This window comes from Streptomyces kryoterrae, from assembly GCF_054072135.1.
On the sequence record NZ_CM133358.1, the window covers coordinates 8,307,774 to 8,326,395 of the forward strand.

General features: G+C 68.9%; 16 protein-coding genes. 9 read left to right on the forward strand and 7 right to left on the reverse strand.

Translation table 11 applies throughout. The annotated features are described in order from the left end of the window. Positions 1–18: 18 nt before the first annotated feature. The 4 genes from atzF to ACW4TU_RS36920 all read right to left on the reverse strand — a co-directional run bounded on the left by atzF (position 19) and on the right by ACW4TU_RS36920 (position 6,924). Positions 19–1,692 (reverse strand): allophanate hydrolase, encoded by a 1,674-nt coding sequence (gene atzF, locus ACW4TU_RS36905; protein ID WP_457420524.1) that lies wholly within the window; start codon positions 1,690–1,692, stop codon positions 19–21. Between the two features lie 278 nt (positions 1,693–1,970). Next, complete coding sequence (locus ACW4TU_RS36910) at positions 1,971–5,486, reverse strand: 5-oxoprolinase/urea amidolyase family protein (RefSeq protein ID WP_457420526.1); 3,516 nt, start codon at positions 5,484–5,486, stop codon at positions 1,971–1,973. After that, positions 5,483–6,103, reverse strand: coding sequence for an urea amidolyase associated protein UAAP2 (locus ACW4TU_RS36915; RefSeq protein ID WP_457420528.1), 621 nt, complete (start codon positions 6,101–6,103; stop codon positions 5,483–5,485). The genes ACW4TU_RS36910 and ACW4TU_RS36915 overlap by 4 nt, the downstream gene beginning before the upstream one ends. Continuing rightward, the gene (locus tag ACW4TU_RS36920) at positions 6,100–6,924 is read right to left on the reverse strand and encodes an urea amidolyase associated protein UAAP1 (protein WP_457420530.1); all 825 of its coding nucleotides are present in this window, start codon (positions 6,922–6,924) and stop codon (positions 6,100–6,102) included. The genes ACW4TU_RS36915 and ACW4TU_RS36920 overlap by 4 nt, the downstream gene beginning before the upstream one ends. Positions 6,925–7,127: 203 nt before the next feature. On the opposite strand from ACW4TU_RS36920, the gene ACW4TU_RS36925 reads away from it, so the two are divergent. The 6 genes from ACW4TU_RS36925 to ACW4TU_RS36950 all read left to right on the forward strand — a co-directional run bounded on the left by ACW4TU_RS36925 (position 7,128) and on the right by ACW4TU_RS36950 (position 12,852). Next, a complete protein-coding gene (locus ACW4TU_RS36925) occupies positions 7,128–7,763 on the forward strand; it encodes a TetR/AcrR family transcriptional regulator (RefSeq protein ID WP_457420532.1) in 636 nt (211 codons plus the stop codon). A gap of 328 nt (positions 7,764–8,091) precedes the next feature. After that, positions 8,092–9,837, forward strand: a complete 1,746-nt coding sequence (locus tag ACW4TU_RS36930; protein ID WP_457420534.1) for a sensor histidine kinase — start codon at positions 8,092–8,094, stop codon at positions 9,835–9,837. After that, positions 9,834–10,241, forward strand: coding sequence for a roadblock/LC7 domain-containing protein (locus ACW4TU_RS36935; protein WP_457420536.1), 408 nt, complete (start codon positions 9,834–9,836; stop codon positions 10,239–10,241). The genes ACW4TU_RS36930 and ACW4TU_RS36935 overlap by 4 nt, the downstream gene beginning before the upstream one ends. Beyond that, positions 10,238–10,696, forward strand: coding sequence for a DUF742 domain-containing protein (locus ACW4TU_RS36940; RefSeq protein WP_457420538.1), 459 nt, complete (start codon positions 10,238–10,240; stop codon positions 10,694–10,696). Before ACW4TU_RS36935 ends, ACW4TU_RS36940 begins: the two co-directional genes overlap by 4 nt. Further along, entirely contained in the window at positions 10,677–11,297 is a 621-nt protein-coding gene (locus ACW4TU_RS36945; protein WP_457420540.1) for a GTP-binding protein, read from the forward strand. Before ACW4TU_RS36940 ends, ACW4TU_RS36945 begins: the two co-directional genes overlap by 20 nt. A 73-nt stretch (positions 11,298–11,370) precedes the next feature. Then, complete coding sequence (locus ACW4TU_RS36950) at positions 11,371–12,852, forward strand: cytochrome P450 (RefSeq protein WP_457420542.1); 1,482 nt, start codon at positions 11,371–11,373, stop codon at positions 12,850–12,852. Positions 12,853–12,870: 18 nt separating this feature from the next. Here the strand turns inward: ACW4TU_RS36950 and ACW4TU_RS36955 are convergent, their stop codons facing one another. Beyond that, entirely contained in the window at positions 12,871–13,812 is a 942-nt protein-coding gene (locus tag ACW4TU_RS36955; protein WP_457420544.1) for a pseudouridine synthase, read from the reverse strand. Between the two features lie 510 nt (positions 13,813–14,322). Between ACW4TU_RS36955 and ACW4TU_RS36960 the strand changes: the two genes are divergently transcribed. The 3 genes from ACW4TU_RS36960 (at position 14,323) to ACW4TU_RS36970 (ending at position 16,267) form a co-directional block, all read left to right on the forward strand. Next, the gene (locus tag ACW4TU_RS36960; protein WP_457420546.1) at positions 14,323–15,096 is read left to right on the forward strand and encodes a glucose 1-dehydrogenase; all 774 of its coding nucleotides are present in this window, start codon (positions 14,323–14,325) and stop codon (positions 15,094–15,096) included. A 329-nt stretch (positions 15,097–15,425) separates the two neighbouring features. After that, positions 15,426–15,590 (forward strand): hypothetical protein, encoded by a 165-nt coding sequence (locus ACW4TU_RS36965; protein ID WP_457420548.1) that lies wholly within the window; start codon positions 15,426–15,428, stop codon positions 15,588–15,590. 230 nt (positions 15,591–15,820) lie between these two features. After that, the gene (locus ACW4TU_RS36970) at positions 15,821–16,267 is read left to right on the forward strand and encodes a hypothetical protein (protein ID WP_457420550.1); all 447 of its coding nucleotides are present in this window, start codon (positions 15,821–15,823) and stop codon (positions 16,265–16,267) included. Between the two features lie 42 nt (positions 16,268–16,309). Here ACW4TU_RS36970 and ACW4TU_RS36975 read toward each other — a convergent pair whose 3' ends face one another. Next, positions 16,310–16,534, reverse strand: coding sequence for a hypothetical protein (locus ACW4TU_RS36975; protein ID WP_457420552.1), 225 nt, complete (start codon positions 16,532–16,534; stop codon positions 16,310–16,312). Positions 16,535–17,101: 567 nt separating this feature from the next. After that, complete coding sequence (locus ACW4TU_RS36980; protein ID WP_457420554.1) at positions 17,102–18,049, reverse strand: terpene synthase family protein; 948 nt, start codon at positions 18,047–18,049, stop codon at positions 17,102–17,104. Positions 18,050–18,622: the final 573 nt, after the last annotated feature.

An 18,622-nucleotide genomic window follows, 5' to 3' on the forward strand; every position in this document is an offset into this window, starting at 1 on the left:
TCTCGGGGCCGTGGCGGTTCAGGGGCGGCTGTTCAGGTACGCGCGCCAGCCGCCGTACGCCGTGATGTCCTCGGCGCCTTCGAGGGCCGCCGGTTCGCACAGGAAGCCGGATACGTGGGTGCCGTCGGCGAGTTCGACACGGCCAAGGGCCATCGGGCGGGGGAGGGCGGCCAGGAAGTGGCCGAGGCCTTCGGCGGGAAGACGCCACACCTCCGCCTCGATGGACGCCCCGCCGGTTTCCCCCTCGCCGACATGGACCAGGCCCGGCTTCGGCGGGGTCGTGGGGAGCGCGTGCAGGCGGTAGACGGGTGCCGTCGTGGTCGTACGGTCCAACCGGGCCCCCAGGGCGAGGAGTTGGGGGTTGAGCGGCTGGCCCGCGAGATGCGCCCCGACCACCGCGAGGCGGGCCTCGGGCTGGAGCAGGCGGGCGATCGTGGCGAGCCGGTCATCGGTGAACGCCGGGCCGATCAGCATCACGCCGAACGGGAGACCGTCCACCTGGCCCGCGGGTACGGCGACCGCGGCCTGGTCGAAGAGGTTGGTGGAGTTGGTGAAGCGGCCCAGCCGGGCGTTGGCGCCCAGTGGATCGGCGGCGACCTCGGCGAGGGTGGGGTGGCCGGGGGCAGTGGGCAGCAACAGGGCGTCCGCGTCGGCCAGTTCGGCGAGGGCGCGGGTGCGCAGGGCGGCCAGCCGCTCCTGGTCCGCGTAGAGCTGGTGTGCGGGGATGTCGCGGGCGCGGGTGATGATGCCGGCGACGGTGGGGTCGAGGGACGCGCCCGCTTCACCGCCCTCGGCGAGCAACTTGTCGACAAAGGTGCCCACTGCTGTGTAGCGCTCCGCGACGAACGCGCCCTGGTACAGCATCGCGGCGGCCTCCGTGAACGGCTTGAGGTCGAGCGTGCGCACGGAGACGCCCGCGGTGCGGAGCTGGGTCACCGCGGCCTCGTACGCCTGCGCCCAGCCGGGGTCGAGTTCGCCGAGTTGGCCGATCGGTGGGACCGCCACGCGCCAGGGGCCGGGGGCGCGCTGGGGCAGGGGCGGGAGGTCGCGGGCGGACGGGGACGCCATGTGCGCGAGTGCCTGCTCGGCCTCGGGGAGCGTACGGGCGAAGACGGTCACGCAGTCGAGGGAGGCGCAGGCCGGGACGACGCCGGTCGTGGGGACCAGGCCTCGGGTCGGCTTGAGGCCGACGATGCCGTTGAAGGCGGCGGGGACGCGGCCGGAGCCGGCGGTGTCGGTGCCGAGGGCGAAGTCGACGAGGCCCAGTGTCACGGCGGTGGCTGAGCCGGAGCTCGATCCGCCGCTGATGCGGGTGGGGTCGTGGGCGTTGCGGACGGGGCCGTAGGGGGAGCGGGTGCCTACCAGGCCGGTGGCGAACTGGTCGAGGTTGGTGGTGCCGAGGAGGAGGGCGCCGGCGTTCTTGAGGCGGGCGACGACCGGGGCGTCGGCCTCGGGGTGGTAGGCGTAGGCGGGGCAGCCGGCGGTGGTGGGGAGGCCCTGGACGTCGATGTTGCCCTTGGCGGCGAAGAGTTTGCCGGCGAGGGGGAGGTGGTCGCCTGCGGCGAGGCGTTCGTCGATGCGGGTGGCTTCCGCCTCGACCTCGGGCTGGGGTCGTAGGTCGATCCAGACCTCGGGGCGGGCTACGGCGTCGATGCGGGCGTAGGCCAGGCGGACTCGGGTCAGGGTCGACATCTGTGCTCCTTGGGGTGGGGTCGTGCTGTCGGCGGCGGGTGCGCGGTGAGTTGTTTCGCCCCCGCCGCCCCTACCCGTCCCGTTCCTGGGGGCTGCGCCCCCAGACCCCCGCTTTCGGCCCTGAAGGGGCCTCGTCCTCAAACTCCCCCAGAGGGGGGACCCCCAACGGGCTGAATATTCAGCCTCTCCGGCGTTTGAGGAGCGGGGGTTCGGGGGCGGAGCCCCCGAGGACGGGACGGGTAGGGGCGGCGGGGGCGGACAATTACGCAGGCCGCATGTCAGGCGGTCGGTGTCAGGACGATCAGCGCCGTGCCCGCCTCCACCTGTGCGCCGGGCCTGGTCAGGATTTCGTGGACCACCCCTGTTATCGGGGCGTGTATCCGGGACTCCATCTTCATCGCCTCCAAGGCCAGGAGCGGCTGGCCCGCTGTCACCTCGTCGCCCGGCGAGACGTTCAACTGCCACACCGACGCCGCGAATTCGGCCTCGATCAGATGCCCTCCGGCCGGGATCGTCACCTCGGGGGACGCGGTGGGGGGTGCCGTTGCCGCCTCCGCCCTCGTGAACTCGCCCGCCGCCTCCCACGCGTCCCGTTCCGTCGAGAAGGCCGCGCCCTGACGGGAGCGGAACTCCGCGATCGACTCGGCGTTCTCCGTCAGGAACTCCTCGTACTCCGCCAGCGAGAAGAGGCCCTCCTCGATACGGGGGACGAAGCGGCCCGAGGTGATGTCGGCACGCAGGTCGAGGAGTTCGTCCGGCTCGACGGCGTACCACTTGATGCGGTCGAAGAACCGCAGCAGCCACGGGGAACCCGGCTCGAACGCGCCACGCTGCTGCCAGCCCGACCACACCTGGGTCGTACGGCCGACGAACTGGTAACCGCCCGGCCCCTCCATGCCGTAGACGCAGAGGTAGGCGCCGCCGATGCCCACCGAGTTCTCCGCGGTCCAGGTACGGGCCGGGTTGTACTTCGTCGTGACCAGGCGGTGGCGGGGGTCCAGCGGGGTGGCCACCGGGGCGCCCAGGTAGACGTCCCCCAGGCCCAGTACGAGGTACTCCGCCTCGAAGACCGTGCGGTACACGTCGTCGACCGAGTCGAGACCGTTCACCCGGCGGATGAACTCGATGTTCCAGGGGCACCAGGGCGCGTCGTCACGGACGCCCGCCATGTAGCGGGCGATGGCCTCGCGGGTCGCCGGGTCGTCCCAGGAGAGGGGGAGGTGGATCGTGCGGGAAGGAACCGTGAGACGGTCCGCGGGAGGCAGTGCGGTCGCCGTCTGCCGTATCGCAGCGAGCAGTTCCGGTTGGGGGAGCAGGGCCGGGTCCGCCTGGATCTGGAGGGAGCGGATGCCCGGCGTCAGGTCGGTCACCCCCGCCAGGTCCAGCTCCGTCACCGCCTCCATCAGCGCGTGGACGCGCATCCGGAGAGCCAAGTCCAGTTGCATGGGCCCGAATTCGACCAGCAGGTTGTCGTCGCCGCTGCGGCGGTACGTGATGTCGCCGTCCCGGGCCAGTACGCCCCCGTCCACAATCGCCGCCCGTCGTACGCCCGTTGTGTCCACCGGTGCGAAGCGGACCGTGTCTCCGGGACGCAGCTGGCCCAGTTTCCAGCGTTCCGTGCTGAGAACGGTCGCCGGGCACACGAAGCCGCCGAGGGAGGGGCCGTCCGGGCCCAGCAGGACCGGCATGTCGCCGGTGTAGTCGACGGCGCCCACGGAGTACGGCGTGTCGTGGATGTTGGACGGGTGCAGGCCCGCCTCGCCGCCGTCGGTGCGTGCCCAGCGGGGCTTGGGACCTACCAGTCGTACGCCGGTGCGGGCCGAGTTGAAGTGGACCTTCCAGTCGGCCGCGTAGAAGTCGTGGATGTCCTCCTCGGTGAAGAACTCCGGTGCCGCGTGCGGGCCTTCGACGGCGCCGATGTGCCAGGGGGAGGCGAACTCCGGGCGGTCGGTCGGGGGGACCGGGGCGCCCGACGCCGTCGTCGCCCCGCCGTGCAGAACGTCGCCCGTGCGCAGTGCCCGGCCGCCGTGCCCGCCGAACCTGCCCAGCGTGAAGGTGGCCGCGCTGCCGAGGAACGGCGGCACGTCCAGGCCCCGGCCCGCGAACAGCACGTACGTCCGCAGGCCCTGTTCCGCCGGGGCGCCGATCGCCAGTACGGCACCCGCCGGCACCGTCACCGGCTCCCACTGCGCGACCGGCGTGCCGTCCAGCGTGACCGGCGCCGGGGCCCCGGTCACGCACACCGTCGTGGGATGCGTGAACCTCAACGACGGGCCCTGGAGGGTGCATTCGAGGCCGGGGGCGCCCTCGTCGTTGCCCAGGGCGCGGTTGCCGAGGCGGAACGAGCGGTCGTCCATCGGGCCGCACGGAGGCACGCCCACCTGCCAGTAGCCGGTGCGGCCCGGCCAGTCCTGGACCGTGGTGAGCGTCCCGCCGGAGACGACCTCGATGCGCGGAGTCGGATCGCTCACCCCGGTGAGGGTCGCCGTCGAATGCGTCGCGGAGCGGAAGTCCCGGTTCGCCAGCGCCGCCCGCACCAGCCCGAGGTTCGTCTCGATGCCGTCGACCCGGGTGCGGGCCAGCGCCTCGTCGAGCCGGCGCAGCGCGTGCTCCCGGTCGGCGCCGTACGCGATCACCTTCGCGAGCATCGGGTCGTACGACGTGGTCACCTCGGTGCCCGTTTCCACCCAGCCGTCGATCCGCACCCCGCCCGGGAACTCCACTCGCGTCAACAGGCCCGCGCTGGGGCGGTGTTCGCGCGAGGGGTCCTCGGCGTAGACGCGTGCCTCGACGGCGTGACCGCGGGGCGTGCCCGGGTCCCGTACGACATCGCGCTCGCCGCGGGCCAGCCGCAGCATCCAGGCGACGAGGTCGACGCCGTAGATCTCCTCCGTGACCGGATGTTCCACCTGGAGGCGGGTGTTGACCTCCAGGAAGTACGCCTCCTCGCGAGCGGCGTCGTACACGAACTCCACTGTTCCGGCGGAGCGGTATCCGACGGACGCGCACAACGTGCGTGCGGAGTCGGCCAGTTGGGCACGCACATGGTCGGGAAGCCCGGGTGCCGGGGCCTCCTCCACCACCTTCTGGTTGCGGCGCTGGAGCGAACAGTCGCGGTCGCCGAAGGTGACGACCCGGCCCTCGCCGTCGCCGAAGACCTGCACCTCGACATGGCGGGCGCGTTCGACGAGCCGCTCCAGGAAGACACCGGCCGAGGAGAAGGACGCGGCGGCGACGCGCTGTACGCGCTCCCAGGCGTCGGCGAGTTCGGCGGCCGAGGCACAGGCGGACATGCCGATGCCACCGCCCCCGCCGGTCGCCTTGAGCATCACGGGGTAGCCGATGGCGGCGGCCTGTGCGTACGCCTCGTCGAGGGAGGCCAGCAGCCCTGTGCCGGGTGCGAGGGGCACGCCCGCCGCCTCGGCCGCGGCCCGGGCCGTGTGCTTCGCGCCGAACAGCTCCAGCTGCCCCGGCGTAGGCCCCACGAACACGATCCCGGCGTCCTCGCAGCGCCGTGCGAAGTCGGCGTCCTCGGACAGGAATCCGTATCCGGGATGGATCGCCCCCGCGCCCGTCTCCTTGGCCGCCGCCAGTACCAGGCCGGCGTCGAGATACGACTCCTTCGCGGGCGCCGGACCGAGCCGTACCGCCTGGTCGGCGAGCCGGACGTGCGGGGCGGAGCGGTCGGGGTCGGAGTAGACCGCGACCGTGCGCAGGCCCAGCTCCCGTGCCGTACGGATGATGCGCACGGCGATCTCGCCCCGGTTGGCGACCAGCAGCGTGTCGAAGCTCATCGCGTGCCCGCCTCGGTGATGGTCATCTCCACCTCGGTCGGGTCGAAGCCGTTGCAGGGGTTGTTGATCTGGGGGCAGTTGGAGACGAGGACCAGCACGTCGCACTCGGCGCGGAGCGTGAGTGAGAGTCCCGGCGCGGAGAGGCCGTCGACGATGCCGAGCGTGCCGTCCTTCTCCACGGGCACGTTCATGTACCAGTTGATGTTGGAGACCAAGTCCCTCTTGCCCAGGCCGTGTCGGGCGCCCTCGGCGAGGAAGTTGTCTACGCACGCGTGCTGCGACCAGGTGTGGTGGCCGTACCGCAGGGTGTTCGACTCCTTGGAGCAGGCACCACCGACCGTGTCGTGCCGGCCGACGTCGTCGGCGGCCACGGTCATCAGGGGCGTGTGCTCGTTCGACATCAGGACACTGCCCGTGGTGAGGAAGATGCCGCCCTGCGCGTGGATCGTGTCGGGCGCGCTGTAGCGCACGGACGTGTCGTGGGCGTCGTACACGAGGAAGTCGACGGCCTGGTTGCCGTGCAGGTCGGTGATGGTCAGTGTCCCGCCGGCGCGCACGACGGACGACCAGGCGGCGCGGGCCGGAACGACGGTCTTCCGGATGATCGGTGTGGTCATGCGAGCCCCCTCGCGGCAAGGAATTCGGCGGTGTTCAGGAACGCGCGGCGGCCCTCGGGCGTGGCCTCCCACAGCGGATCGCCGGGGCGGGTCGCCTCGGCACGCCAGGCCAGCACCTCCAGCGGGGTACTGACGTACTCGTCGCGCGGGTCGGCGGGGTGCGGGACGTTCGCGATCAGCACGGTGACGTCCTGCTCGGCGCGCAACGTCACACTGCCGCCCGGTCCGGCCGAGCCGGTGAAGTCGAGGGCGCCGTCCTCGCGTACCTCCACGCCCTGGAAGAAGGACAGCGAGGGCGGCAGATCGCGTGGCTCCAGGCCGTTCTTGGCCGCGGCCAGCTTGAACAGCTCCCGGCCGGACGGGGAGGGCGACTGCGGGGTGCCGTCGCCGTACCGGCTCGTGTTGCGTACGAGGGTCGAGGTGCCGCACAGCGCGTCGTGGCGCCCGGAGGTGTCGGTGACCAGCGAGGCGAGGACACGGCCCTGGTCGGACAGGAGCAGCTGCCCCTCGCCGAGGTAGGCGTTCCACTGGACCTTGACCGTGTCGGCGACGTTCAGCCGCTCCCAGGGCCGGTCCGCGGCGAAGAGCAGCAGATGGGCGCAGGCGTCGCCGCGCAGATCGGTCAGGCGCAGCTCGGTGCCGCGGGCCAGCACCCGGTGCGTGTAGTTGCCGCCGGCGACCGTCTCGGCCCACACCAGATGGCCCGCCGCACAGGGCGGCGCCGGCCAGTCGGCGGCCGGGACTACGGGCATGGCCTCGGCCCGGGCGCCCTCCTGGGCACGGGCGTGGTCGCGGGCTCCGTACGTGGTCGATGTCCCCATCGGGGTCCTCCGGCTCCGAAGTCGTACTGCTTCTGCTTCTCGTACTGCGTCTCGTAGTGCTTGTGCCTGTCCTGCTGCCTAATTTCTGTCGCGCGACAGAAATTAGGCGGGGGGCGAGACGCTGGAATTGCCCGGGTGTTGCCACCCGGTTACCGATTGCTCACCGAGATCATCGAACCGGGCGGTATGCGAGGATCGAACACATGGGAACGACGGGTGGGCCGGGCGGACGGCGGGTCGGCAGGCCGCGGGTCTCACAGCGGCCGGACAGTGGTCTCACCCCGCGGGCGGAACTGCGCGCCGCAGCCGCCGAGTTGTTCACCACCCGCGGCTACGCGGCCACCACCACCCGGACCATCGCGGAGCGGGCGGGGATGCGCCAGGCATCCATGTACCACTACGTCTCCGGCAAGGAGGAGCTGCTCGCCGAGCTCCTGGAGTCCACCGTCACCCCCTCGTTGGCGTACGCCCGCAGGCTGCTCGCCGACGACGCGGTCCCGGCCGAGGGCCGGTTGTGGGAGCTGTGCCGTACCGACGTCGAGTTGCTCTGTGGCGGCCCGCACAACCTCGGCGGTCTCTACCTCCTGCCCGAGGTGCGCGCCGAACGCTTCGCCGGCTTCCACGCGGTGCGGGCCGAACTCAAGGACGCCTACCGGCAGTTGCTCGCCGCGACGGCTGCCGGGGGTGCGCTCGCCAAGAGTGAGCTGGACCTGCGGACGGATCTGCTCTTCGGGCTCATCGAGGGTGTCATCCTCGTGCACCGCTCCGACCCCGAGCGTCCGGTCTCGGTCTTCGCGGAAGCCACGGCGGACGCGGCGCTGCGCATCGCCGGTATCTGAGGCCCGCGGCGGCACCCGGAGTTTCCGGAAGCCCGCGTTCACCCATCACGGTGAGTGGCTTTCGTACGCCTGTATGTCGTGACGCAGTGTGTGTGATTGCATCCGCAGCGTGTAAATGGGTTGAGAGTACTCCACCCGTGAAGGGCATTTCAGAGGCTTGCCGAATATGACACGGCGTTGATCCGGTCGGACTAAGCTCGCCCGCAGCGCACCGAGTTGGGATGTATTCGTGCGCTTGTTCCCAAAAATACCGAAGATCCAGACAATCCCCAGACGTACCCCACAGCAAGCTCCCCCAACCCCAGCCGATTTGTCTCAGAGGGCATACATGGTGAGTGTTCAATCGCCTCCCGGTGGCCGTGAACTTCCCTACGCGCGCGTGCTGTTGCTACCCGCCATAGCGATGGCCGGGGCGACCGGCACCGCTGCGGCCCTGGTGACGGGGCCGGCCCGCGCCGCCGTCGGCTGGTGCGGAGCCATCGCCACGGTCCTGGTCGTCGCGGTCGCCGCCGAAGTGGTCCGCCGTGGCCGCACCGTCCGTACCCTGCGGGCCGAGCACGCCCGTCACACCGCGTATCTGGAGCGGCGCATCGCCGCCCACGACGAGGACTTCGACCGGTTCGGCAAGGAAGTCCTGCCGTACGGGCTCCATCTGCTGCGCGGTGCCGGTTCACCCACAGGGGTGATTCGCGAACTGCGTGGGCCGGACTCCCCGTACCGCGAACTCCCGGTACCGCAGCGCAAGCTGCTGGAGCAGATCCTGGAGGTCATCGACCGCGAGGAGGCCATGCGGGACGGCGCGCAGCGCGCGTTCGTCAGCATCGCCCGGCGCGTTCAGGCGATCGTCCACCAGCAGGCCAACGAACTCCGGGAGATGGAGGAGGACCACGGCCGCAATCCCGAGGTCTTCGACGACCTCCTGCGCATCGACCACGGCACCGCGCTGATCGGCCGCCTCGCCGACTCCATCTCCGTGCTCGGCGGCGGCCGGCCCGGACGCCAGTGGCCCCAGCCCGTCGCGCTGTACAGCGTGCTGCGCGGTGCGATGTCCCGGATCCTGGAGTACCGCCGCATCGAGCTGACCTCCATCGCGAAGGTCAACGTCGACGGCAACTCCGTCGAACCGCTCATCCACGCGGCGGCCGAACTCCTCGACAACGCGACGCGCTACTCGCCGCCCCACACCAAGGTGCACGTCACCGCGACCGAGGTGCAGACCGGCATCGCCATCGAGATCGAGGACGCCGGCGTCAGCCTCAGCGAGGAGTCCCGCAAGCGCGCCGAGGTCATGATCGCCCGCGCACAGGCCGGCTTCGACCTCAACGACCTCGGTGAGTCCCCGCGCCTCGGCCTCGCTGTCGTGGGGCGCCTGTGTGAGTCGTACAAGATGCAGATCTCGCTCCGGCAGTCCGCGTACGGCGGTGTCCGCGCCGTTCTGGTCGTGCCGTCCGACATGCTCACCAGCGACCCCGCCCCGGGCCTCGCGCACGGCATCGGCGCCACCGCCGCACCGCAGATCGAGCTCGGCGCGCTGGAAGGCCCCAAGCGCCCGCCCAAGAAGCGCCGCCCCACGACGGGCCCGCGGATCCCGGCGTCGGTCTCCATGGAGGACGACGTCCCGGAGGTCACCGAGTGGACCGAGAACGGTCTGCCCCAGCGCCGCAGCCGGGTCAAGACCCCGCTCAGCGAGCGGTACGCCCGCTCCAGGGCCGCCGAGGCCGAGATGGACGCAGACCCGGAGCTCCGGAAGCTGTGGGAGCCCGAGTCGCAGAAGCAGGATCAGGACGAGGAGCCCCTGCCGGGCCTGTGGGTCGAGGCGTTCATGGAGGGCCTCAAGGGCGACCCGGACCCCACGGCTTTTACCAGGAACCCCGACGACCCGACGACGTTCTCGGGTCATCCGGACGACGCGGTCGACTTCACCGGGTTCCCGGCCGCCGGCTCCAGGGGCCTCGACGGCCACCCGGACGACCGGGCGGCCTTCGGCGGCCACCGGGAAGACCCGACCGCAGCCAGCGCGACCAACCAGCAGCCGGCCCACGCCGAGGCCGACGACGAGGGGGACCTCAAGTGATCTCGCAGCGAGCCAACTTCGACTGGATGCTCAAGGAGCTCGCCGACGGCGTACCAGGTATCCAGCAGATCGTGGTGCTCTCCGCCGACGGTCTGCGCATCGCGCGCTACGGCGGCGACCCCGACGCCGCCGACCGTGTCGCCGCCGCCTGCGCTGGGCTGCAGAGTCTCGCGGGCGCCGTCGCGCACGAGATCCCGGACAGCGACGGCACCATGCGCATGGTCATCATCGAGGTCAAGGGCGGCTACTTCTACCTGATGGCAGCCGGCCCCAACGCCTACCTCGCGGTCCTCGCCAACGTGATCGCCGAGCCCGGCAATATGAGCAACCACATGCGCGACCTCGTCGTCCGTATCGGCGAGCACCTCACCAGTCCGCCCCGGAGGAACGGGCAGACCGTATGACTCCTCCGCAGCGCCGACGGCGCTACCCGATCAAGCAGGAACCTCCGCCCGAGCAGCTCCAGCAGAGCGCACCCGGTGCGGAGGGCGGAACGGGCCAGGAAGGCACGAAGGGCAAGGAAAGGGAGCGGAAGAACCCCGAACGCCTCTATGTGCTCACCGGCGCGGCCCCCGGCGGCGAGCGCGCCTCGCTCGACCTCGTCACGTTAATCGTGGCGTGCGCCGAACCCCCGCCCGCCGCCCCGCCGGAGCAGTCGGCGCTGCTCCGCCTCTGCAAGGCACCCCTGTCGGTGGCCGAGCTCTCGGCTTACCTCAACCTGCCGTTCAGCGTGGTGACCGTCCTGCTCACCGAGCTGCTGACGGCCGAACTGGTCCAGGCGCGCGATCCGCTCATCCGTCAGTCGCTGGCCGACCGTTCCCTCCTCGAAGCGGTGATGCATGGACTCCAAAAGCTCTGACACCATCACAGGTCCACGGACCGAGGACCGCCTGCCGCACAGCACCCGGGCCGCGGTGAAGATCGTGATCGTGGGCGGGTTCGGTGTCGGCAAGACGACCATGGTCGGTTCGGTCAGCGAGATCAGGCCGCTGACCACCGAAGAGACCATGACGCAGGCCGGCATCGGTGTCGACGACAACTACGGCTCCGATTCCAAGACCGCCACCACCGTGGCCATGGACTTCGGCCGCATCAGCATCACCGACCAACTGGTGCTGTACCTGTTCGGCACCCCGGGCCAGGAACGCTTCTGGTTCCTGTGGAACGGCCTGTTCGAAGGTGCCCTCGGCGCGGTCGTCCTGATCGACACCCGGCGCCTGGAAGTGAGCTTCGACGTCATAGGGCGACTGGAGGAGCGGGGCGTGCCCTTCGTCATCGCCGTCAACTCCTTTCCGGACGCGCCCCGTTACCCGGTCGAGGACCTGCGCTCGGCTCTCGACCTGGCCCCGGAGATCCCCATCGTGGAGTGCGACGCGCGCCGCCGGGCCTCCAGCAGGGACACGCTCATGACGCTGATGCGGTTTCTGCACTCGCTGGAGCTGACGAAGGCGTCTGTCTGAGGGCGACACCTCGCACCCAGCAATCCACCAACTCTTCTGACCCCGGATCCACTTCAGTTTCGGAGCGATCACTGTGACGCCTGAGCCCCACTCCCTGACCGACACGGACGACACCGCCCTCAGCCCACCCCCCGGCTGCCCCGCCCACGGCACCGGCCCCGGCGGACTGCGCCGGCTGTACGGCCCCGAGGCGGAGGACCTGGGAGCCGTGTACGAGAAACTACGGGCCGAGCACGGTGCGGTGGCGCCTGCGCTGTTGCATGACGATGTGCCGATCTGGGTGGTGCTGGGGCATGGCGAGAACATGCACATGGTGCGCAGCCCCTCGCAGTACAGCCGGGACACCCGGTTGTGGACCGCGTTGCAGGACGGCACGGTCAAGCCCGATCACCCGCTCATGCCGCACATCGCCTGGGAGCCCATCTGCTGCCACGCCGAGGGCGACGAGCACCTGCGGCTGCGCGGAGCGGTCACCGGCGCCATGTCGACCATCGACCACCGGGGCCTCCGCCGCCACATCAACCGCGCGACTCAGCTCCTCGTCAACAAATTCTGCGAGGAGGGCAGCGCCGACCTGGTCAGCCAGTTCTGCGAGCACCTGTCGATGGCGGTGATGTGCGAGATCCTCGGCATGCCCGACGAGTACAACAACCGGATCGTGCATGCCGCTCGCGACATGCTCAAGGGCACTGAGACCGCCATCGCCAGTAACGCGTACATCATGGACGTGCTGACGCGGCTCACGGTCCGCCGCCGAGCCGAAGCCAGAGAGGACTTCACCAGCCAGCTGATCAACCACCCGGCGCAGCTCAACGACAAGGAGGTCGGTCAGCACCTGCGCGTCGTCCTGATCGTCGCGTACGAGACCACCGCCAACCTCCTCGCCAACGTACTGCGGGTCGTGCTCACCGACCCGGGGTTCCGCGCCCAGCTCAACGGTGGCCAGATGACGGTGCCCCAGGCGGTCGAGCAGTCCCTGTGGGACGAGCCACCGTTCAGCTCCATCCTGGGCTACTTCGCCAAGCAGGAGACCGAGCTGGGTGGACAGCGAATCCGCAAGGGAGACGGCCTCCTCCTGGGCATCGCGCCGGGCAACGTCGACCCACGCGTGCGTCCCAACCTCAAGGCCAACATGCAGGGCAACCGCTCCCATCTCGCCTTCAGCGGGGGTCCCCATGAATGTCCGGGCCAGGACATCGGCCGCGCCATCGCCGACGTCGGCGTCGATGCGCTGCTGACCCGCCTTCCAGACATTCAACTCGACTGCGAAGAGCACGAGCTGCGCTGGCGAGCGTCCATCTCGAACCGGCACCTGGCGGAACTGCCTGTGAAGTTCGCGCCGAAGCCCCAGCAGGACGTCACGCAGAAGCCCTCCATCAACCCTGCCGCGCCGCAGCATTCGAAGAACATGCAGGTCGGAACGGTGCAGTCACAGCCCGCCGCTTCAGGGCTCACAACTTCGGAGTCCGCCGCTTCGACGCTGGCGGCGACGCCCGAACCGGCCCGCCGGCCAGGGGTGTTCCGGCGCCTCCTTCGCTGGTGGCGCGGCGACTGAGCCGACCGGGCGCCGGGGCTACCCGGCCCACTCGTCGTACGACGAGTGGGCCCGCAGCACGCGCGGGCTGACGAACCGGTGCTCGCACCTTGTGATCGGATCGGTGAACTCCAGCACCCGTGCGAGCAGTTGGAGCGGGCGCCGGAAGTCGCCGACCGCTACGGGGCCGGTCACCACGGGGTAAAGGGGATCGCCGAGAATCGGCACCCCCAACGTGCTCATGTGCACCCTCAGCTGGTGCGTTTGCCCGGTACGCGGTGTCAGCCGGTACCGGGCACGCCCGTTCCGGTGCTCCAGAACCTCAATCCGGCTGACGGCGTTGGGCTCACCGTCGCATTCGCGGGCAGCCAAGACCCCACGCTCCTTGACGATCCGGCTGCGCACGGTACGGGGAAGGGCCAGCTCCGGGTCGTACGATGCCACGGCCTCGTACTCCTTCGCCACTCGCCTGTCCCGGAACAGCGACTGGTACGCGCCGCGCTCCTCGGGCCGGACGATGAACAGCACCAGCCCGGCCGTCAGCCGGTCCAGCCGGTGTGCCGCGCCGAGTGTCGGGACGCCCAGTTGCTTCCGCAGTCGTGCCAAGGCCGTCTCGGCGACGTGGCTTCCACGCGGGGTTGTGGCCAGGAAATGCGGCTTGTCGGCCACCACCACGTGCTCGTCCCGGTACACGATGCCGACCTCGAACGGTACGCGCTCCTCGTCGGGCAGGTCCCGGTGGAACCACAGGAACATACCCGGCACGTACGCCATGTCTCGCGGCACCGGATGACCGGCGACGTCCACGATCCGCCCCGCGTCGAGCATTCCGTCGATCACCCCGGCCTCGGCCGCCAGCCGCGCCACGAGATGATCTCGCACGGTCGCCCACTCGTCCCCGGCAGGCAACCGTACGCGCACCGGATCCACCCCCTCGTGCTGCGGCAGGGGGGATGGAGGGATCGGGCTTCTGCGTCTCATCACGATCAAGCGTACGAGGGTGCACTGACAGGGAGCGAGGCGATGTCGAAAAGCGTCGCGCCCTCGCGCAGACGCCCTTGCACAACACCTCCAGCTGACGATCCCCATGAGATGTGGGGTTCTACGGAGCCATCCTGCCGGCCGAGGTAACGGCCGAGTACTCACAGCTCACGAATGCCGGATCGTCACACCAGTCCCGCCCGACCAGGGCACCTCGATAAGATCGTGTTACGAGCTCATGCGCCGCGTGCTCTGGCGTTCGGCGATCTTGCACGCCGTCCGGACACGCCCAGTGCCCCTGGAAGGCGAGGGCTGAGCCGTTTTGACCATCCGTTGTTGGGCATGTCCTTGGTGCCGCGTCCGCCACGGTCTTCCAGAGACGCCACTCCGCGTTGGCACGACCGCAGCCACCGCTGACCACATCTGTCAATCCCCTGGAACGTGCTTGCCAATAGCTCTCCAGAGCGATGGGGCAACTCTTGAGCCTCCACCGCAGCGAAGGGGTATTCCATGGATTCGGACAAGAGCCAGTTGTTGGAAGGCAAGACAGCCCTCATCACCGGAGCAAGCTCGGGCATTGGCCGTGCGGCAGCACAGGTCTTCTCCGCCCATGGAGCTCAGGTGTTGCTGGCAGACATCGACCCCGCGGGCGGCAAGAAGACCGTCGAACTCGTGGAACGAGCAGGCGGCAAGGCCCACTTCATCACTACCGATGTACGGCAGCCCGACGAGGTCGCCGCCATGGTCGAGGCCGCCGTGACACACTTCGGCCGCTTGGACTGCGCGTTCAACAATGCCGGGATCGATGGCCAGATCAAGCCACTGGCTGATTCCTCGATGGAAAACTGGCAGGAGGTCATCGGAGTCAACCTCACTGGAGTGTGGCTGTGTATGCGGGCTGAGATCCGCCAGATGTCCGCTACGGGCGGCGCCATCGTCAATACTTCCTCCCTCGCCGGCCTGGTCGGATTAGGTTTGGGGCTTTCCGCGTACGTTGCGGCTAAACACGGGGTGGTCGGGCTCACTCGGGCCGCGGCGCTCGAGTGTGCTTCTCAGGAAATCCGGGTGAATGCCATATGCCCCGGAGTGGTCCGTACTCCGATGCTTGACGACGCCATTCGGCTGGGCGCTCTCAGCGAGGAACAGGCCCGCGCCATGCAGCCGTTGGACCGGGTTGGCCGTCCCGATGAAATCGGGCAGGCCGCAGCCTGGCTCTGTTCGGATCACGCCTCCTTCATCACGGGGCAAGCTCTGGCAGCAGACGGGGGCGCGACCGCGGCATGACGCACCTGAAGCTGAATGGATCGGGACTCTCCTGAGCGGCTGGTGTCTTCCGAACCTGATGGCGGCGTTTCCGGTGGTCAGGTATAGGTTCGGTGATTCCGCGGGAGCGTGGAGGCGCCGAAGTCACCCGAGTGATACGCCTGGTCGTCCGTGGCTCAGCGGTCGAGTCGGCACCGGGCCAGTTCACGCTCGCCCGGGGCATGGGCGTGCCAGGCGGCGGGTGCGCATCATGTGGACCAAGAATTGCTCAACGATCCGCCGTTTGGACATCGCCACAAAGCCGCGCATGTCGTCGCTGCGCCTGACGATCGACACGACCCAGGACGAGCGTGGCCAGACAGCACTCGACAAGTCTGCCGGTGTGGCGCCAGCGGCCCGGATCGAGAGCCGACCTGGTGCGCGTCGGCCACCTGCTCAAGCAGAATCCGGGCGGCGTCGCCGACATCCGCGGTGGTGACCGGCACGCCCAGCAGCGGGCCGAGCGGGTCGACTGAGACGTGCCGCTTGCGGCCGTTGCCTTGAGCCTGTCCGATGACCATTCGTTCGAGCTGCGGCGATGCGATGCGGATATTGTCTTCGACGCAACAGAACACGCCCGTGCTCGGGGTCATGAAATTCAGCTGCCCGGCGTGTCGCCGGGTGCGAGTCGCTGGGCGGACTGGCGGTAGTTGGTGGCGTTGCTGCCGACTGCGACCCTGTCAGTCCTGGATGCGAGGATCACCGCATGGTGATGTGCGAATATTTCTCGGCCTCCGACGACGGCACGGCTGTCCGCGTTCTTGACCAGCCTGGCGGTCCGGACACGGCAAGGTTTGACGTAGTGCCGCTCAAGGGCGTCGATCCGGTCGTTGTGATGGTTCAGCTCGAATCGATTTTGACCGGCTGCACCTATGACGAGGCAACCGAGCGTCCCCGCTCTGGTCAACTGCTCTCCTCCCCCGAAGCCGAGAGCGCCTTCATCGTCAGTGTGTCCGACACCCTCCAGGAGGCGCTGGCCTCGGCAACGCATGTCTCCCTGGCCGAGGCCGCCGGGCCGTGGTCTGAGACCGACGAGCTTCGGCAGTACGGACTCACCACCGAAGCCGCGACCGGGGTGTTGTACCTTCTTTCGGGCCTGGCCAGTCGCGCACGCTCGGCAGGATGTCGCTTGTATTGCTGGTGGGCCCTTTGATGTGAGTGGTGCGGGCACTCCTTGAGGTTCAGCAGGGGTCGATCACTGCGTTCGTTCCGCCGCCTTCCAGCCCAGACCGCGGCCGTCGAGACAGATCCACCAGTCCTTCAGATCATGGGCGTACGCCTTGACGGTATTCGGTGACTGCTCGATCGCCGTCAGGTAGGCCAGGAACGGCTCTACCGGACCGACCGGCCGCAGATCATCCCCCAGCAGCGTCCAAGACTCAGTCGTCGACTCGGGTGTCAGCACCCTCTGTACGCGCATCGCATCTCCACCCTCCCCTTGGTGGTTCCCATCGAGCCAGTGGCAGAACGCCGCCTTCGGGCCGGCCGACCCGGCCACACATCCGACCCGGCACGGGCAGCAGCGGGCACACGACGACCGATTCGACGTCCGTCGTATCCGTCGGGTACCGGCCGGCGCTCGCGCATCGGGCTGTCCGCGGTCCCGGCAGCGCAAACGTTCACCGACGGGGCGGGGGTGAACCTCCACTGAGGCCCGGCCGCAGATGAGGTCGCTCGCTCGTGCCGTAGGGCTGCGAACCTGGTTCTGAGCCCGTGCATCGGCTGACATTCCGGCCCCGGCCAGGGGCAGGGTCGGGCTTCCCCTTCCGGGCGTCCAAGCAGGCCAGGTGTGCAGTCGGCGCGAGGCCGCGGGCCCGGGTAGGTGTACCCAAGCCGTCAGTACCTCCTGCGATGCTGCCCTGAGGACGAGCAATACGTGGCCTTGTACCGACGGTGGCACGTCGCTGGTTGCGATCCCGAATGTTGTCGGCCGCGTTTGGTTGGGGGCGGCCGACCAGTGATGTCAGCGGATATCAACAGTGTTGGCTCATTCGTCGCGGAAGCTCAGCCACTCCATCTCCCCGGTGTAGCGGGGGGAACTCCGGCACCAGTAGTAGGAGGACGCGCAGCTCGATCGCAGGTCGTCGACGAAAGCGTAGGTCTTCGCCCTGTCCGTCAGCGAAACGCCACGAGTTTCCAGCGCGGCAGACAGATGGGATTCCGCTGTGAGGAAGTCAGTGAGGTGTCCACCCAGCATGGACACCACCGCATTGACTGCCTCCGGCCGTGGGCAGCCACGCTCACGCTCGATGACGAGCACCATGTTGTGAGGCTCTCCCTGAGCTGCCTCTTTCTCAAACGAGAACAGGTCATCGACCAGGTTGAGACACCACACATTCGCGTCGTAGAGGGTTCGGAACACTGGATCGGCGTAGACCTCGGGCGTCAACTCGAAACCTCGTAGGCGCTCAGTCATGTCGAGTATGGGGGGCATGTATCCGGACCGGTACCGGATATCTCGGTACTCCTCGATCGTGGGGAAATGATTCTCCGCGATGTTGACAACCTCCGTCAGGAGGGCGTCGAACACCTTTGTCCAGTTGTCTGCCGCGCGCCTGCGGTATCGGGCTGACATCCCCTTGCACTGGCGGTCCCACACATCGGCGAAGAAGTCGACCCGGCCATCGCCGTTGCCGCCAGCACCCTCTATGACGCCGGTGAATGTCTTGATCAGTTTCTCTGCGTCCTGAGCATTGAGGCCGTCGAAGGCGTCGTCGACCAGGAACAGCCAGGCGAAGAAGTCCAGCCCTAGGTCCAGTTCTTCTCCGTTTGCCTCAGGCCACCACCCTCCGACGATGTCGGGGCACCGCTGGGCCAGATAGACCTTCTCCGGCAGACAGAAGTTCCGCAGCCGCTGCACATGTTCTGGCAGAGCATGCGCCAGTCGTGGGTTTGTTCGTAGGGCGAATGGAACGTCGAGCTCAAGAGGTGGCATAGCGATGTCTCCTCACGACGAGTAGCTGACGAACTTGAGGTGGGCATCCCTGGAATGCAGTGCATAGAAGCCCGGAACTGGACAGGCGCCTCACTGCCGCAGCGGCCGCGTCGTCGGTGGTCGGGCAGGGGGCCTCGTAACGCTCACGTTCAGCGGAGATGTTGGCCAGGACCTTGCGAGTGGTGTACGAAACGTACGCCCGGCGACGCATATTCGACCGGTGCGAAGACACCCGCCGGTCGCCACAGACCAGAGTTTGAGCAAGTACTGCATCCTTGGCGAACATCCGGATGGCCTCGCTGGGTGAGCAGATCGTCCTTCCCGGACGGATTCGCACCCCCATACGATACAACCGCATCGGGTCCATCTCCAGAGTCGCATCCCCGGCACGCCTATTTGTGCTGCTCATATGGGCCACCCGGTCCCGCCCGGCTTGATCAGCTTGTCGCGCCGAACCCGGAGCACACTGCCGACTGTCGAGGGCATCCGGGCATCACCCCCACGGGCCCAGGTGCGACACCCGAGCATGTCGCCAACTTGCCCTGACAGCCCATTGCTTCGCAGGATGCGGTG

Excerpts from the sequence above, each read along its gene's own strand:
- atzF (WP_457420524.1), bottom strand. The coding sequence starts at position 1,692 with ATGTCGACCCTGACCCGAGTCCGCCTGGCCTACGCCCGCATCGACGCC.
- ACW4TU_RS36910 (WP_457420526.1), bottom strand. The coding sequence starts at position 5,486 with ATGAGCTTCGACACGCTGCTGGTCGCCAACCGGGGCGAGATCGCCGTG.
- ACW4TU_RS36915 (WP_457420528.1), bottom strand. The coding sequence starts at position 6,103 with ATGACCACACCGATCATCCGGAAGACCGTCGTTCCGGCCCGCGCCGCC.
- ACW4TU_RS36920 (WP_457420530.1), bottom strand. The coding sequence starts at position 6,924 with ATGGGGACATCGACCACGTACGGAGCCCGCGACCACGCCCGTGCCCAG.
- ACW4TU_RS36925 (WP_457420532.1), top strand. The coding sequence starts at position 7,128 with ATGGGAACGACGGGTGGGCCGGGCGGACGGCGGGTCGGCAGGCCGCGG.
- ACW4TU_RS36930 (WP_457420534.1), top strand. The coding sequence starts at position 8,092 with ATGGTGAGTGTTCAATCGCCTCCCGGTGGCCGTGAACTTCCCTACGCG.
- ACW4TU_RS36940 (WP_457420538.1), top strand. The coding sequence starts at position 10,238 with ATGACTCCTCCGCAGCGCCGACGGCGCTACCCGATCAAGCAGGAACCT.
- ACW4TU_RS36945 (WP_457420540.1), top strand. The coding sequence starts at position 10,677 with ATGGACTCCAAAAGCTCTGACACCATCACAGGTCCACGGACCGAGGAC.
- ACW4TU_RS36955 (WP_457420544.1), bottom strand. The coding sequence starts at position 13,812 with ATGAGACGCAGAAGCCCGATCCCTCCATCCCCCCTGCCGCAGCACGAG.
- ACW4TU_RS36960 (WP_457420546.1), top strand. The coding sequence starts at position 14,323 with ATGGATTCGGACAAGAGCCAGTTGTTGGAAGGCAAGACAGCCCTCATC.
- ACW4TU_RS36970 (WP_457420550.1), top strand. The coding sequence starts at position 15,821 with ATGGTGATGTGCGAATATTTCTCGGCCTCCGACGACGGCACGGCTGTC.
- ACW4TU_RS36975 (WP_457420552.1), bottom strand. The coding sequence starts at position 16,534 with ATGCGCGTACAGAGGGTGCTGACACCCGAGTCGACGACTGAGTCTTGG.
- ACW4TU_RS36980 (WP_457420554.1), bottom strand. The coding sequence starts at position 18,049 with ATGCCACCTCTTGAGCTCGACGTTCCATTCGCCCTACGAACAAACCCA.